We start from the raw sequence: 13,237 nt of genomic DNA on the forward strand, positions 1-13,237 counted from the left end.
TGAGTCCTACGTTCAGGGCCCCTGAGTTCAACGGTCGCGACCCGGTTGACGGAGGGTGCGGGTACGGTCTTCGCCGTGCCCGTCACCTCCGCGATCCCCGACACCAGAACGTTGCTCGCCGTCGCCGTGGAGGCGGTAGGCGGAGCCGAACGCCAGGGCCAGGTAGACATGGCCGAAGCGGTCGAGCGCGCGATCCGGACGGGCGAGCACCTGGCCGTCCAGGCGGGCACCGGAACCGGCAAGTCGTTGGCGTACCTGGTGCCGTCCCTGCGGCACGCGGTGGCCGAGGAGTCGACGGTCGTCATCTCCACCGCCACGATCGCGCTGCAACGCCAGCTCGTCGACCGCGACCTGCCGAGGCTCGCCAAGGCGTTGCGCAAGGAGTTGGGCCGCGAGCCGCGGTTCGCCATCCTCAAGGGCCGCCGCAACTACCTGTGCATGCACCGCCTGCACACGGGCGCGCCGGACGAACCGGAGGAAGCGGGCCTGTTCGACCCGTTCGCGGTGTCCAAGATGGGCCGCGAGATCAAGCGCCTGCACGAGTGGTCGTCCGACACCGAGACCGGTGACCGGGACGAACTCGTGCCGGGCGTCACGGACCAGGCGTGGCGGCAGGTCTCGGTGACGGCGCGCGAGTGCCTCGGCGTGAACAAGTGCCCGATCGGCGTGGACTGCTTCGCGGAGAAGGCGCGGGCCGAGGCGGGCAAGGCGGACGTCGTGGTGACCAACCACGCGATGCTCGCCGTGGACGCCCTGGAGGGTTACCAGGTCCTGCCCGATCACGACGTGGTCGTGATCGACGAGGCGCACGACCTGGTCGACCGGGTGACGTCGGTGGCGACGGAGGAGCTGAGCGCGTCCCTGGTGGCCACGGCCGCGCGGCGTTGCGGGCGGCTCATCGACCAGGGCGTGGCCGACCGGATGGCCGAGGCGAGTGACGGCCTGGCGATGATCCTGGAGGAGATGCCGGTCGGGCGGCTCGACAGCCTGCCTCAGGCGCTCGCCGGTGCTCTCCGGGCGACCAAGGACGCGGCGCACGCGTGCATCACGTCGTTGGGGCCGGAGCGCAAGGAGGACGTGGACGGCGCGACGTCCCGCAAGCTGGCCCTGTCGCTGCTGGACGACGTGCACGATTGCGCGACGCGGATATTGGATGCATTCGACGAGGACCACGACGTGGTGTGGGTGTCGGGTGACTTCGCCGATCGCAACAAGGCGCCGTCACTGCGCGTCGCGCCGCTGGGTGTCGGCGGGCTGCTGCGGGAGCGGCTGTTCGGGAAGCGGACCACGGTCCTGACGTCGGCGACTTTGACGCTGGGTGGCACGTTCGACACGTTGGCGCGGCAGTGGGGGCTGCCGGCGGCGTCGAACGCGAAGAAGGCCGAGGGGACGGCGACCGACAAGGAGCCGCCGTCGGACGTGAGCGGGCCGCGGTGGAGCGGTCTGGACGTCGGCTCGCCGTTCGAGCACGGCAGCAGCGGGATCCTGTACGTGGCCAGGCACTTGCCGCCGCCGGGGCGCGACGGGCTGCCGCCGTCCTATGTGGACGAGATCGAGGGCCTGGTGAACGCGGCCGGTGGGCGTACTTTGGGGCTGTTCTCGTCGATGCGTGCGGCGAAGGCGGCAGCCGAGGCGTTGCGGGGCAAGGTCGACTACCCGGTGCTGTGCCAGGGTGACGACGCCACGGGGCAGTTGGTGAAGCGGTTCGCCGAGGACGCGGAGACGTGCCTGTTCGGCACTTTGTCGCTGTGGCAGGGTGTGGACGTTCCGGGGCCCGCGCTGCAACTGGTCGTGATGGACCGCATCCCGTTCCCACGGCCGGACGACCCGTTGGCGTCGGCGCGGCAGAAGGCGGTGGAGTCCAGGGGCGGCAACGGTTTCCTCACCGTGGCGGCGACCCACGCGGCTCTGTTGCTGGCCCAGGGCGCCGGGCGGCTGCTGAGGTCGATGAACGACAAGGGCGTGGTGGCCGTCCTCGACTCGCGCCTGGCCACGGCTCGGTACGGCGGGTTCCTGCGGGCCTCGCTGCCGCCGTTCTGGACGACGTACGACCCGGAGGTCGTGCGGGCGGCGCTCAAGCGCCTCGACGCGGCCAACAACTGACCGTCGCAAGTCTTCCAAACGCGCAGGTCGCGTGTTCTGAGCGTTGAATTCAGGGGTCCTGAACGTAGGACTCTCGCGTCCTGAACGTAGGACTCTCGCGTTCCGAACGTAGGACACACCGCGCCTGAACGTAGGACACACGCGGTCTGAACGTAGGACTCTCGGGGGTTAGCCGTCTACTAGGAGGCCTCGTAGGGGGCCTTGTAGGCGGCTGGCTCGGCGGGAGACGCCTGGTAGGGCGGTGATTCGGTGTCTACCGGTCGAGTTCAGGGTGGGGCGCCAGAGGGTGTCCACGACCTCGTGCGGTGGGCCGGAGACTTCGGACTGGGGCAGTTGGAGGTGTTCGGACCACAGGCGCAGGCGGGTGTCGCGGGCGATCTCGGGGTCGTCGGTCACCACGTTGACCTCGGTGTCGTTGAACAGGGAGTGTTCGTTCAGGTTCGCCGAGCCGAGGCTGAGCCAACGGTCGTCCACCACGGCCAGCTTCGCGTGCACGTAGACCGAAGACGACGTCTGGCCGTCGTGCGACGACAAGGTGGCGGCGATCAGCCGGTGGTTGCCGTCGTCGGCGTCCAGCAACCGTCCTAGCTGGCCACGGGTGGTGTCGGCGCCGTTGCTCGGTTTGCGAGGCAGCACCAGGACCACGCGGAAGCGCGGGTCCGGCGGGTTGCGGAGCTTGTCGATCAGGACCTCGATCACCTCGGGCGACCAGAGGAACTGGTTCTCCACGTAGACCAGCTGAGAAGCGGAGCGCAGAGCGCGCAGGTACGAGTCGAGCAGGCTGAACTCGCCCCGATCAGCGAACTCGTAGGTGCGTTCCGGGATCGTCCGCACGAGTTGCGCCGACGACGAGCCGACCGGAGACGAGGGTGACGGCTGAGGCAGGGTCTCCTTCGCGATCTCCTCCCAGCGCTGCCGGAAGTGCTCGGCCACGTCCGCGACCACCGGGCCCTCCAGGCGGGCGCCCAGGTCGTGCCAGCCCAACGGCTCCCGAGGCGGGTGGGACGCGGTGTCGTGCCGGTCGCCGTCCAACGCGGTCAGGTCCATCCCGCCGACGAACGCCACCGAATCGTCCACCACCACGATCTTCTCGTGGTGGCAGTGCAGCGTCCGCTCCCGCGAGTCGACCACGCACGACACCGCGCTACCGCGCGTGAACTCCCGCTGAGCCGCCAGCACCCGCGAACGCGTCGGCTCGAACAACGGCACCGGCGGCCCCGCCCACAGCAGCACCCGCACCGGCACCCGCTCGGCGGCGACCGCGAGCAGTTCGCGCAACGTGGGCGAGCCGGGCGTCCTGGTCAGCCGGAAGTCCGGGCTGGCGCACCACCCCGCGAGGTGCACGGACCTCCGTGCCGAGGTGATCGCCGACGCGATCGCGGGCAGCACCTCGTGCCCGTCGATCAGCACGTCGATCCGGTTGCCGGACCGCACCGGCCGCCGAAGCGTCCACCAGCCGGTCTCGGAGGAGAACACCGAGCCCCACCCCAGTTTGCGCAGCCGCCGGGCGTGGTGCGCGCACAACAAGCTCTCCAGCCCGTCACCGAGCCGAGCGTCGAGCACGTCCAACAGGCCCACGCCGTGGATGATTACCGCAAAACCGGCACACCAAACGTCACCGGAAGTCCGCGACGCCGGTAGCCCCGGTCACCAGGACCACGACCGCGACGCCAGGACCGATGTAGGTCAGATCATGACCTATTGACGGCCACCGTCGCGGTTCCGGGCGCGACCTCCGTGTACCCGGCGTCCCGCACCAGCACGACGTCCGGCCGCGCCACCAAGGCGTCCCATGCGGCTTCGGACGGTGTCCGCACGGCACACCGGTAGTCGAGCGCCGCCCACTCCTTCAGCTCCGCGTCGGACAGGTGCGGCGCGAGCAGCATCGACGCGTGCCCCACCTGGGCCGCCGCCTTGCCCGCCGTCATCTCCACGCGCGGGTTCAGCCACAGCTCGTACGCGCCAGGAGGCACGGGACCGGGCGTGTCCTCGGGCAGTTCGCTGCCCGAGATCTGCAACCGGCTCAGCTCTTTGGGCAGGTCGACGACCCGTCCGGGCACGAACGCCCGCACCGAGGCGCTGCCAACGGTGATCGTCACGCCCGGCAGCGCCTGCACGGCCTCCCAGTGCGCGCCACGGGCCCGCCGGGCGACCTTCCGGATCCGCCCGCGCACCCACGCGACCAGCTCGTCGTGCCACTCCCCCTCGGGCAACGCGCGCTCGTCCAGGCACACCGCGATGGCCGCCGCCGCGGCGGCCTCCAGCACGTCCGTCCGGGACGGCGGCGCGGACCGTTCGATCCGCAGCACCACCGGCATCGCCCGCACCGACTCCGGGTCCTCGGAATCGGTCGCGTAGTGCCGGTCCACCAGCATTCGCAGGATCGGGTTCACAGCCGGTTCAGCTCCATACCGTCCGCCGCGTCCGCGGCCTCCACCTCGGCCCTGGTCACGCCGAGCACGAACAGCACCGCGTCCAGGAACGGGTGCGACAACGCGGTGTCCGCGACCTCCCGCAACGCGGGCTTCGCGTTGAACGCGATGCCCAGCCCGGCCGCGCCCAGCATGTCGATGTCGTTCGCGCCGTCACCGACGGCCACCGTCTGCGCCAGCGTGATCCCCTGCTCGTCCGCGAACCGCCGCAACGCCACCGCCTTGCCCGCCCGGTCCACGACCTCGCCGAGCACCCGACCGGTCAGCTTCCCGTCCACGACCTCCAGCTCGTTGGCCGCGCAGAAGTCCAACCCCAGCTCGTCCACCAGCCGCTGGATCACCCGGGTGAAACCACCGGACACCACACCGCAGCGGAACCCGAGCCGCTTCAACGTCCGCACGGTCGTGCGCGCGCCCGGCGTCAGCTCCAACGACGCCGCGACCTCGTCCAGCACCGACTCGTCCAGGCCCTCCAGCAACGCCACCCGCCGCCGCAGCGACTCGGTGAAGTCCAGCTCACCGCGCATCGCCGCGTCGGTGATCTCCTTGACCTGCGGTTCCACCCCGACGTGCGCGGCCAGCATCTCGATCACCTCGCCCTGGATGAGCGTGGAGTCGACGTCGAACACCACCAGCCGCTTGGCCCGCCGGGTCAGCCCGGCCCGCTCCACCGCGATGTCCAACCCGCCGCGCACCGACACCTCGGCCAACGCCGACCGCAGCTGCGCGTCACTCTCCGACGTGTCGTCGGCCACGGAAACCCGCAGCTCAAGGCCGGTGACGGGGTAGTCGGCCACGCCCCGGATCGCGTCGATGTTCACGCCGAGCGACGCCAACCGCCGCGCCACCTCGGTGAACGCGCGGGCGGTGACCGGGCGGCCGAGCAGGATCAGCACGTGGCTGGACTCCAGCCGCGCGGTGCGCTTGGAATCAGCGCCGATCTCCACCTCGACGTGCATGGACACCGTCGCCATGGCCTGTTCGACGGCCTCCTGCAACGCCTCCGGGTCGTGTTCGGCCGCGACGAGCACGCCGAGCACCAGCCGGCCGCGGATGACGACCTGCTCGACGTCGAGGATCTCCACTCCGTGCCGGGTCAGCACCGCGAACAGCACCGAGGACACCCCCGGCTTGTCCGGTCCGGTGACCGTGATCAGGACGGGCGTGGCGCTGGGCTTGGTCACTGATGGCTCCTATGCCAGACATGCCGAACAGCGGCGAGCCCCGACGACCGGGGACGGTCGTCGGGGCTCGTCGTTGAACCTGCGTTCAGGTTACAAGCGTTACTTGTGGTCGCCCTCGGTGTTCTCCGAGGCTGTGCCCGATTGCACAGCGCCGGCGGCCACTTCGGACGGCGCGCGCTTGGCGTCCTCGTGCGCGATCGCCTTGCCGGTGAACGTCACGTGCGCCTCGCTGTGCAGCCGCTCGATCATGTGCGGGTAGTGCAGCTCGAAGGCGGGACGCGCCGAGCGGATGCGCGGCAGCTCGGTGAAGTTGTGCCGCGGCGGCGGGCAGGACGTGGCCCACTCCAGCGAGTTGCCGAAGCCCCACGGGTCGTCCACCTTGACGGTCTCGCCGTAGCGGTAGCTCTTGAAGATGTTCCAGATGAACGGCAGCGTGGACGCGCCCAGGATGTACGCGCCGATCGTGGAGATCGTGTTCAGCGTGGTGAAGCCGTCGCTGGGCAGGTAGTCCGCGTACCGGCGCGGCATGCCCTCGTTGCCCAGCCAGTGCTGCACCAGGAACGTGGCGTGGAAGCCGAGGAACGTGGTCCAGAAGTGGAGCTTGCCCAGCGGCTCGTCCATCATCCGGCCGGTGATCTTCGGGAACCAGAAGTAGATGCCCGCGAAGGTGGCGAACACGATCGTGCCGTACAGCACGTAGTGGAAGTGCGCGACCACGAAGTACGTGTCCGACACGTGGAAGTCGATCGCCGGCGCGGCCAGCAGGATGCCGGACAGACCGCCGAAGAGGAACGTGACGATGAAGCCGATGCTGAACAGCATCGGGGTCTCGAACGTCAGCTGCCCCTTCCACATCGTGCCGATCCAGTTGAAGAACTTGATACCGGTCGGCACCGCGATCAGGAACGTCATGAACGCGAAGAACGGCAGCAGCACCGCGCCGGTGGCGTACATGTGGTGCGCCCACACCGCCACGGACAGCGCCGCGATGCCCAACGTGGCGTAGACCAGGCCGTTGTAGCCGAAGATCGGCTTGCGGCTGAACACCGGGAAGATCTCCGACACGATGCCGAAGAACGGCAGCGCGACGATGTAGACCTCGGGGTGGCCGAAGAACCAGAACAGGTGCTGCCACAGGATCACGCCGCCGTTGGCGGGGTCGAACACGTGGGCGCCCAGGTGGCGGTCGGCCAGCAGGCCGAACAGCGCGGCGGTCAGGATCGGGAACGCCAGCAGCACCAGCACGGACGTCACCAGGATGTTCCAGGTGAAGATCGGCATCCGGAACATGGTCATACCGGGCGCACGCAGGCAGACCACGGTGGTGATCATGTTGACCGCGCCGAGGATGGTGCCGAGACCGCCGACGATCAGGCCGGAGATCCACAGGTCGGCGCCGACGCCGGGCGAGTGGATGGCGTTCGAGAGCGGGGTGTAGGCGAACCAGCCGAAGTCGGCCGCGCCACCCGGCGTGAGGAAGCCGCCCATCACGATCAGGCCGCCGAACAGGTACAGCCAGTACGAGAAGGCGTTGAGCCGGGGGAACGCCACGTCCGGCGAGCCGATCTGGAGCGGCAGGATGAAGTTGGCGAACCCGAACACGATCGGCGTCGCGTAGAGCAGCAGCATCACCGTGCCGTGCATGGTGAACAGCTGGTTGAACTGCTCCTGCGACAGGAACTGCATGCCCGGACGTGCCAGCTCGGTCCGCATCAACATGGCCATCGCGCCGCCCACCATGAAGAAGGCGAACGACGTGACCAGGTACATGATCCCGATCTGCTTGTGGTCCGTGGTGCGGAACATCCGCAGCAGGAACGAACCCTTGACCGCCACGCGAGTCCCGAAGGGCCGCGTTGCGATCGGCTGCGGGGCTACGGCCGTCACGGTGCCTCCTGCACTGTCTGGTTCTGGCTTTGCCGGTGGGCGGGGCCACGCCGGCTCATCGGATCGTAGACGGCTGCGTTCCGGGGGTCTCGGCTGGGCCGCCCCCTGGATCACGTGAGGTAGCGCAGGTCACAGTGTTCATGGCCGCTGCTCCGCAGACGGCGGGCTCGGTCGCCCCGGAGGTCGACCGCTCGCGCCTGATTTCCCGGCGATCGAAAAGCGTGATCACCGGGAAACGAGGCGCGAACGATCGACGGCGACCTCGCGGGGTCAGCGGCGCAGCAGGCCGCGGAGCTTCGGCGAGGCGACGAACGCGGCACCGGCCGCCACCAGGGCAAGGCCGAGGACCAGCAGCCAGGTGCCCTCGAAACCGGTGTTGGCCAGCGCGTTCTCGGCACCGGCCGCGGCCGGTGCGGGCGAGGTGGTGACCGGCGCGGAGGGCGCGGGGGTGTTGCTGCTCGACGGGACGACCGCTTCGGACTCCGCCGGGGTCTCCTCGGGCGTCGTCTCCTCGACGGGCTCCTCGGGAGCCTCCTCGACGCAGACGAACCAGTGGCTGATACCGGCGGGGCCGTCGCTGGCGTTGATCGGCGGGTGCAGGTCCTCCCACGGCATCTCCCCGAGCGCGGTCGCGGGGTAGACGTTGTAGGCGGAGCTGCCCTTCACCACGACACCGGTGAGGACGTAGCCCTCGGGGTTCGCGGTGATGTCGATGTTGACGCCTTCGACGCTGAAGGTGCCCGCGGGCATGGTCTCTCTCTCGTCGCCGGGCAGTCCGGCGACCTCACAGCCGTTGCCGGGCTGTCCGAAGTCGACGTTCCCCTCGCCGACGGTGGCGCGGGTGTCGCCCGACACGGCGACTACCGGCGTTGCCGAGGCGATGCCTCCGAGCAGGCCGGTGGTGGCGAAGGCGAGCAGTGCGGCTGCTCCGAATAGGCGGCGGGTGGTCATGCGCATGGAGGTGCTCCGCGAGTTTGAGGGCTGACCGGGGGATCGAACTACACCCGGCACCCATCTATCGAGGTAGACCATTCAGACGACGCGGGTTGACCCCTATTCGTTATGACTTGGTGATGCCGATCACCCGACAGTGACCACTGTGGTCACCACCGGGTGATCGGGTTAGCGCTCGGCACGGTCAGTGATGTTGCCCGTGCCGTTGTCTACGACGTGGTCAGCGGCGCAGGTGGTCGCGGAGCTTCGGCGAGACGAGGAACGCCGCGCCGGCGGTCAGCAGGCCCAGGGCGACGAGGAGCAGCCACCAGGCGTTGAAGCCGGTGTTCGCGAGGTGTTCGCCTGAATCGGGATTCACCACTCCCAGGGGCCTGGTGGTCGTGGGACCGCCCGGGCCGTGCGGCGCCGTCGTGGTCGTCACCGGCGCCGGCGCCGTCGTGGTCGTGGTCGGCTTGGTCGTCGTGCCCGCCGTAGTGGTGGTCGTCGGCGCGGTGGTGGTCGGCTTGGTCGTCGTCGGTGCCGTCGTGGTCGGCTTGGTGGTCGTCGTCGTGGTCGGCTTCGTCGTGGTCGGCTTGGTCGTCGTCGGCTTGGTCGTCGTCGGTTTGGTCGTCGTCGGTTTAGTCGTCGTCGTGGGCTTGGTGCTCGTCGGCTTGGTTGTGGTCGTTGGCTTGGTCGTCGTCGTGGGCTTGGTCGTCGTCGTGGGCTTGGTCGTCGTCGTACCGGTGGTGGTCGTGGGCTTGGGGGTGTCCAGGCAGACGAACCAGTGGCTGATCTCTGCCGGCTTGTCGCTTTTGGCCAACGGCGCGTGCAGGTCGTTCCACGGCATGTCACCGAGGTCGCCGGCCTCGTAGACGTTGTAGGCGCTGCCGCCCTTCACCACGACACCGGCGATCACGGATCCATGCGGGTTCGACGTGATGTCGATGTAGGTGCCGTCGGTGGTGTACGCACCTGACGGGAGTGTCGACTTGTTGCCGGGCAGGCCTACGTCGTCACAAGCATCACCGGGTTGACCGATGTCGATGTTGCCCTCGCGCACGGTCGCGCGGGTGTCACCGGAACCAGGCGCCCCGGCCAGGGCCGACGCGCCCGAGGTGATCACACCGGTGGCGATCACGGTGAAGAGGGAGACTGTTCCGAACAGAATGCGAGTTGTCTTGCGCATTGACGCTCCACGGGCTCGTTGAGCTGATCAGCGGATCAGACTGCTCCGCGTAGCTCTATCGCCATACTCCGTTCGCCACATTCGCTGCGTAATCAAGTCGTTATCGTCCGTTCGGGCGCGATGTCAGAATTCACCCGGTGGAGACCTCCTCAGCGGTGCGCGAAGTCGTGACACTTGCCGGTCGGCTCGGCTTGCCGGGCGACGACCCGGAGTTGCTCAGGGACGGTTACAACCTCCTCGTGCGGCTGCGCCCCGCCCCGGTGGTGGCGCGGGTGGCCACGGTGACGGCCGTGGTGCGCGACCTTTACCGAACCCGAACACTGCCGCACCCCTGATCACGGCTCCGCCCGTGCCACGATTCGCGGCGTGCAGGGACTCGTGCTGGTCGTCGAGGACGAACGGGCCATCGCCGACCTGATCAGCCTCTACCTGCGGCGGGACGGGTTCGGGGTGCACGTGGAGTCGGACGGGCACGCCGCGTTGGCCGCGGTGCGGCGGTTGAAGCCGGTGGCGGTGCTGCTGGACGTCGGCCTGCCCGGTCTGGACGGGGTCGAGGTGTGCCGGGCGATGCGCGCGGCGGGCGACTGGACGCCGGTCCTGTTCGTGACCGCGCGGGACGACGAGGTGGACCGGGTGCTCGGGCTGGAGCTGGGCGCGGACGACTACGTCACCAAACCGTTCAGCCCGCGTGAGCTGGTGGCGCGGGTGCGCACCGTGCTGCGCCGGGGAACGCCGCAGGTCAACCCCGTGCACGTGGTCGGTGACGTGCGGCTGGACGGCGACCGGCGGCGGGTGTGGGTCGGTGACGTCGAGGTGGCGTTGACGTCGACCGAGTTCGAGCTGTTGGCGCACCTGATGCGCCACCCGGGGCGGGTGTTCGCGCGGGAGCAGCTGTTGAGCGCGGTGTGGGGTTACGCGGCGGCGGCGGGCACCCGGACGGTGGACGTGCACGTCGCGCAGTTGCGGGCGAAGCTCGGTGAACGCAGTCCTATCCGGACCGTGCGCGGGGTCGGTTACTCGGTGGAGGCTCCGTGAACCCGCCCGTGAGCCGCGCGGCGCGGACGAGTCTCGCGTTCCGGATCACCGCGTTGTGCCTGGTCGTCGCGGGGGTCGCCGTCGTGGTGGCCGGTCTGGTGTCGGCCCGGCTGGTGCTCACCGCGTCGCGCGAGGTGACCCGCGAGGCGTTGGCGGATCAAGCGGACGTGGTGGCTGAGCAGCTTGGCGAGGTCGGCAGGCCGGGTCGGCTGCGCGTGGCCGAGGTGTTGCGGGGGCAGGGCATCGCGGTGGTCCTGATCGGACCGGACGGCGGGCTGGTCGGTGATCCGCAGGCGGTGCGCGCGGTTCGGGTGACGGGCTCGAAGTCCGGCATCGCCGGCACCCGCCTGGTGGAGGTGCGGCCCGGTGTCGCGCTGGTGCAGGGGGTGGAGAGCGGCAACGGGCCGGGGCGCAGGCTGTTCCGCAACATCGCGTTCGCGTTGGGCGTCGGGCTGCTGGTGGCGGCGGTGGCCGGGTTGCTGCTCGGCAAGCTGGTCGCGCGCCCGTTGCGGCAGACGGCGGCCGTCGCGCGCACGATGAGCGGCGGGCGGCGGGACCTGCGGGCGCCCGAGCACGGGCCGGCCGAGGTCGCCGAGGTCGGTGGCGCGGTGAACGCCCTGGCCGACGCGTTGGCCCGCAGCGAAGCCCGGCAGCGGGAGTTCCTGCTGTCCGTGTCGCACGAGCTGCGCACACCGTTGACCGCGGTGACCGGGTTCGCCGAATCGCTGGCCGACGGCGTGGTGTCCGGGCCGGAGGTGCCGGTGGTGGGCCGGACGATCCAGCAGGAGGCGCACCGGCTCGACCGGCTGGTCACCGACCTGCTCGACCTGGCCCGGCTGGGCGCGGACGACTTCCGCGTCGACCTGGCCCCGGTCGACCTGGCCGAACTCGTGAAAGCCGCCGCCGAGGTGTGGCGGACCCGGTGCGCGGCGAAGGGCGTCGAGTTCCGCCTCGAACTGCCGCCGCACCCGACCGTGCGCACCACCGACGCCCGTCGGCTGCGGCAGGTGCTCGACGGGCTGCTGGAGAACGCGCTCAGGCTCACGCCCGCAGGTCGGCCGGTGGTGCTGTCGCTCCACGACGTGCTCCAGGTGCGCGACGGCGGCCCGGGGCTGTCCGAAGAGGACTACCAGGTGGCGTTCCGCAAGGGCGCGCTGCACGCGAAGTACGAGCGGTCGCGGCCGGTCGGCACGGGCGTCGGGCTGGCGCTGGTGCACGGACTGGTGACCAGGCTCGGTGGCACGATCGAGGCAGGTCCCGCGCCCGAGGGCGGCGCGGCTTTCACGGTGAGGTTGCCCGATGCGTGAGCTGGACGTGCGGTGGCGGGACGCGGTCCGCGAGTTGGGCGGTGCGCACGGGCCCGGCGACCTGGCCGACCGGTACGCCGAACCGCACCGCGGCTACCACAACACCGACCACGTGCTGGCCGTCGTCCGGGACGTGAACGTCCTGGCCGAAGCCGACAACCGCACCGCACGTGAACGAGCCGTGCTGACGCTCGCCGCCCTGGCGCACGACGTCGTCTACGACGGCGAACCGGGCGAGGACGAACGCCGCAGCGCCGAGTGGGTCCGCGAACGGCTCGCCGGCCTCCCCGAGGCGGACGACGTGGCCGACCTCGTGCTGGCCACCGTCAACCACACCTCGGACGACCCGCTGACGTGCCTGCTCCTGGACGCCGACCTGGCCATCCTCGGCTCCGACCCGGCCACCTACGAGCGCTATCGGACCGCCGTGCGCACCGAGTACGCGCACGTGCCGGACGACGCCTGGCGGACCGGTCGGGCGAACGTCCTGCGCACCCTCGCCCAGCGCGAACCGCTCTACGTCACGCGTCAGGCACGCGAACGCTGGGAGGCTCGCGCCAAGGCCAACCTCGCCGCCGAACTCAGCTCGCTCGGTGACCCGCCATAAGCACGTCGAAGGTCGGGAACGACCGGGCGATCTCGCTGCCGGTGAAGTTGCCTACCCAGCCGTCGTCGTCGTGGAAGAACCGGATCGACACGTAGTCCGGCCGGGTGCCCATGTCGAACCAGTGCGTGGTGTTCGCGGGCACGCTCAACAGGTCGCCCGCCTCGCACAACACCGCGTACACCCGCTCCTTGACGTGCAGGTAGAACACCCCGGCACCGCGGGCGAAGAACCGGTCCTCGTCGTCGTCGTGCGTGTGCTCGGCGAGGAACTTCAGCCGCGCCTGCCCCGCCGACTCCAGCCACTCCGGGTCGTCCGACGGCGTCATCTCCATCGCGTCGACCAGGATGTAGCCCTCGGTCTCGGTGACGCGGGCGACCCGCTCGGCGTACACCTCCAGGGCGTTCTCCCTGGTCACACCGGAGACAACGGGCCACTGCTCGTACCGGACGCCCAACTGCTTGAGCTCCACGGCGATCTCGGTGGGGTCGGCGGTGCGCACCACCACGGTCTCCGGATCGGTGTCCGGCCACACGGTCAGCAACGTCATCGCGCCTACCTCCTCT

The 13,237-nt window shown here is 70.0% G+C and carries 12 protein-coding genes; 5 read left to right on the plus strand and 7 right to left on the minus strand.

Annotated features, from left to right (window positions below; translation table 11 throughout):
* Positions 1-75: 75 nt before the first annotated feature.
* Entirely contained in the window at positions 76-2,103 is a 2,028-nt protein-coding gene (locus FM051_RS22600) for an ATP-dependent DNA helicase (protein ID WP_158846522.1), read from the plus strand.
* A 168-nt stretch (positions 2,104-2,271) separates the two neighbouring features.
* On the opposite strand, the gene FM051_RS22605 is transcribed toward FM051_RS22600, so the two are convergent.
* From FM051_RS22605 to FM051_RS22630, 6 genes are all read right to left on the minus strand, one after another.
* Positions 2,272-3,681, minus strand: a complete 1,410-nt coding sequence (locus tag FM051_RS22605) for a phospholipase D-like domain-containing protein (RefSeq protein WP_158846524.1) — start codon at positions 3,679-3,681, stop codon at positions 2,272-2,274.
* A 113-nt stretch (positions 3,682-3,794) separates the two neighbouring features.
* On the minus strand, positions 3,795-4,478 hold the full coding sequence (locus tag FM051_RS22610) for a peptidyl-tRNA hydrolase (RefSeq protein WP_158846868.1): 684 nt from the start codon (positions 4,476-4,478) through the stop codon (positions 3,795-3,797).
* A gap of 14 nt (positions 4,479-4,492) precedes the next feature.
* On the minus strand, positions 4,493-5,719 hold the full coding sequence (serB, locus tag FM051_RS22615) for a phosphoserine phosphatase SerB (RefSeq protein WP_158846526.1): 1,227 nt from the start codon (positions 5,717-5,719) through the stop codon (positions 4,493-4,495).
* A 99-nt stretch (positions 5,720-5,818) separates the two neighbouring features.
* Positions 5,819-7,606 carry an aa3-type cytochrome oxidase subunit I gene (gene ctaD / locus FM051_RS22620; RefSeq protein ID WP_158846528.1) on the minus strand — a complete coding sequence of 596 codons (1,788 nt, stop codon included), beginning with the start codon at positions 7,604-7,606 and terminating at the stop codon, positions 5,819-5,821.
* A 270-nt stretch (positions 7,607-7,876) separates the two neighbouring features.
* Positions 7,877-8,563, minus strand: a complete 687-nt coding sequence (locus tag FM051_RS22625) for a hypothetical protein (protein WP_158846530.1) — start codon at positions 8,561-8,563, stop codon at positions 7,877-7,879.
* A 217-nt stretch (positions 8,564-8,780) separates the two neighbouring features.
* Positions 8,781-9,725, minus strand: a complete 945-nt coding sequence (locus FM051_RS22630; protein ID WP_158846532.1) for a hypothetical protein — start codon at positions 9,723-9,725, stop codon at positions 8,781-8,783.
* Between the two features lie 137 nt (positions 9,726-9,862).
* Here FM051_RS22630 and FM051_RS22635 point away from each other — a divergent pair, with 137 nt between their 5' ends.
* Genes FM051_RS22635 through FM051_RS22650 form a run of 4 tightly spaced genes read left to right on the plus strand, consistent with a single transcriptional unit; the run spans position 9,863 to position 12,674 of the window.
* The gene (locus FM051_RS22635) at positions 9,863-10,060 is read left to right on the plus strand and encodes a hypothetical protein (RefSeq protein ID WP_158846534.1); all 198 of its coding nucleotides are present in this window, start codon (positions 9,863-9,865) and stop codon (positions 10,058-10,060) included.
* Between the two features lie 31 nt (positions 10,061-10,091).
* A complete protein-coding gene (locus FM051_RS22640; RefSeq protein ID WP_158846536.1) occupies positions 10,092-10,760 on the plus strand; it encodes a response regulator in 669 nt (222 codons plus the stop codon).
* On the plus strand, positions 10,757-12,067 hold the full coding sequence (locus tag FM051_RS22645; protein WP_238412574.1) for a HAMP domain-containing sensor histidine kinase: 1,311 nt from the start codon (positions 10,757-10,759) through the stop codon (positions 12,065-12,067). The genes FM051_RS22640 and FM051_RS22645 overlap by 4 nt, the downstream gene beginning before the upstream one ends.
* Positions 12,060-12,674, plus strand: coding sequence for an HD domain-containing protein (locus FM051_RS22650; RefSeq protein ID WP_158846538.1), 615 nt, complete (start codon positions 12,060-12,062; stop codon positions 12,672-12,674). The genes FM051_RS22645 and FM051_RS22650 overlap by 8 nt, the downstream gene beginning before the upstream one ends.
* Here the strand turns inward: FM051_RS22650 and FM051_RS22655 are convergent.
* The gene (locus FM051_RS22655; protein WP_158846540.1) at positions 12,649-13,221 is read right to left on the minus strand and encodes a 1,2-dihydroxy-3-keto-5-methylthiopentene dioxygenase; all 573 of its coding nucleotides are present in this window, start codon (positions 13,219-13,221) and stop codon (positions 12,649-12,651) included. The genes FM051_RS22650 and FM051_RS22655 overlap by 26 nt on opposite strands.
* Positions 13,222-13,237: the final 16 nt, after the last annotated feature.

The sequence above is a fragment of the Saccharothrix deserti genome, from assembly GCF_009769385.1.
In the GTDB taxonomy this organism is placed as follows: Bacteria; Actinomycetota; Actinomycetes; order Mycobacteriales; family Pseudonocardiaceae; genus Actinosynnema; species Actinosynnema deserti.

Bases quoted from the DNA above. Each gene is read 5' to 3' on its own strand.
- FM051_RS22610 (WP_158846868.1), bottom strand. From the start codon at position 4,478: ATGCTGGTGGACCGGCACTACGCGACCGATTCCGAGGACCCGGAGTCG.
- FM051_RS22625 (WP_158846530.1), bottom strand. From the start codon at position 8,563: ATGCGCATGACCACCCGCCGCCTATTCGGAGCAGCCGCACTGCTCGCC.
- FM051_RS22630 (WP_158846532.1), bottom strand. From the start codon at position 9,725: ATGCGCAAGACAACTCGCATTCTGTTCGGAACAGTCTCCCTCTTCACC.
- FM051_RS22650 (WP_158846538.1), top strand. From the start codon at position 12,060: ATGCGTGAGCTGGACGTGCGGTGGCGGGACGCGGTCCGCGAGTTGGGC.
- FM051_RS22655 (WP_158846540.1), bottom strand. From the start codon at position 13,221: ATGACGTTGCTGACCGTGTGGCCGGACACCGATCCGGAGACCGTGGTG.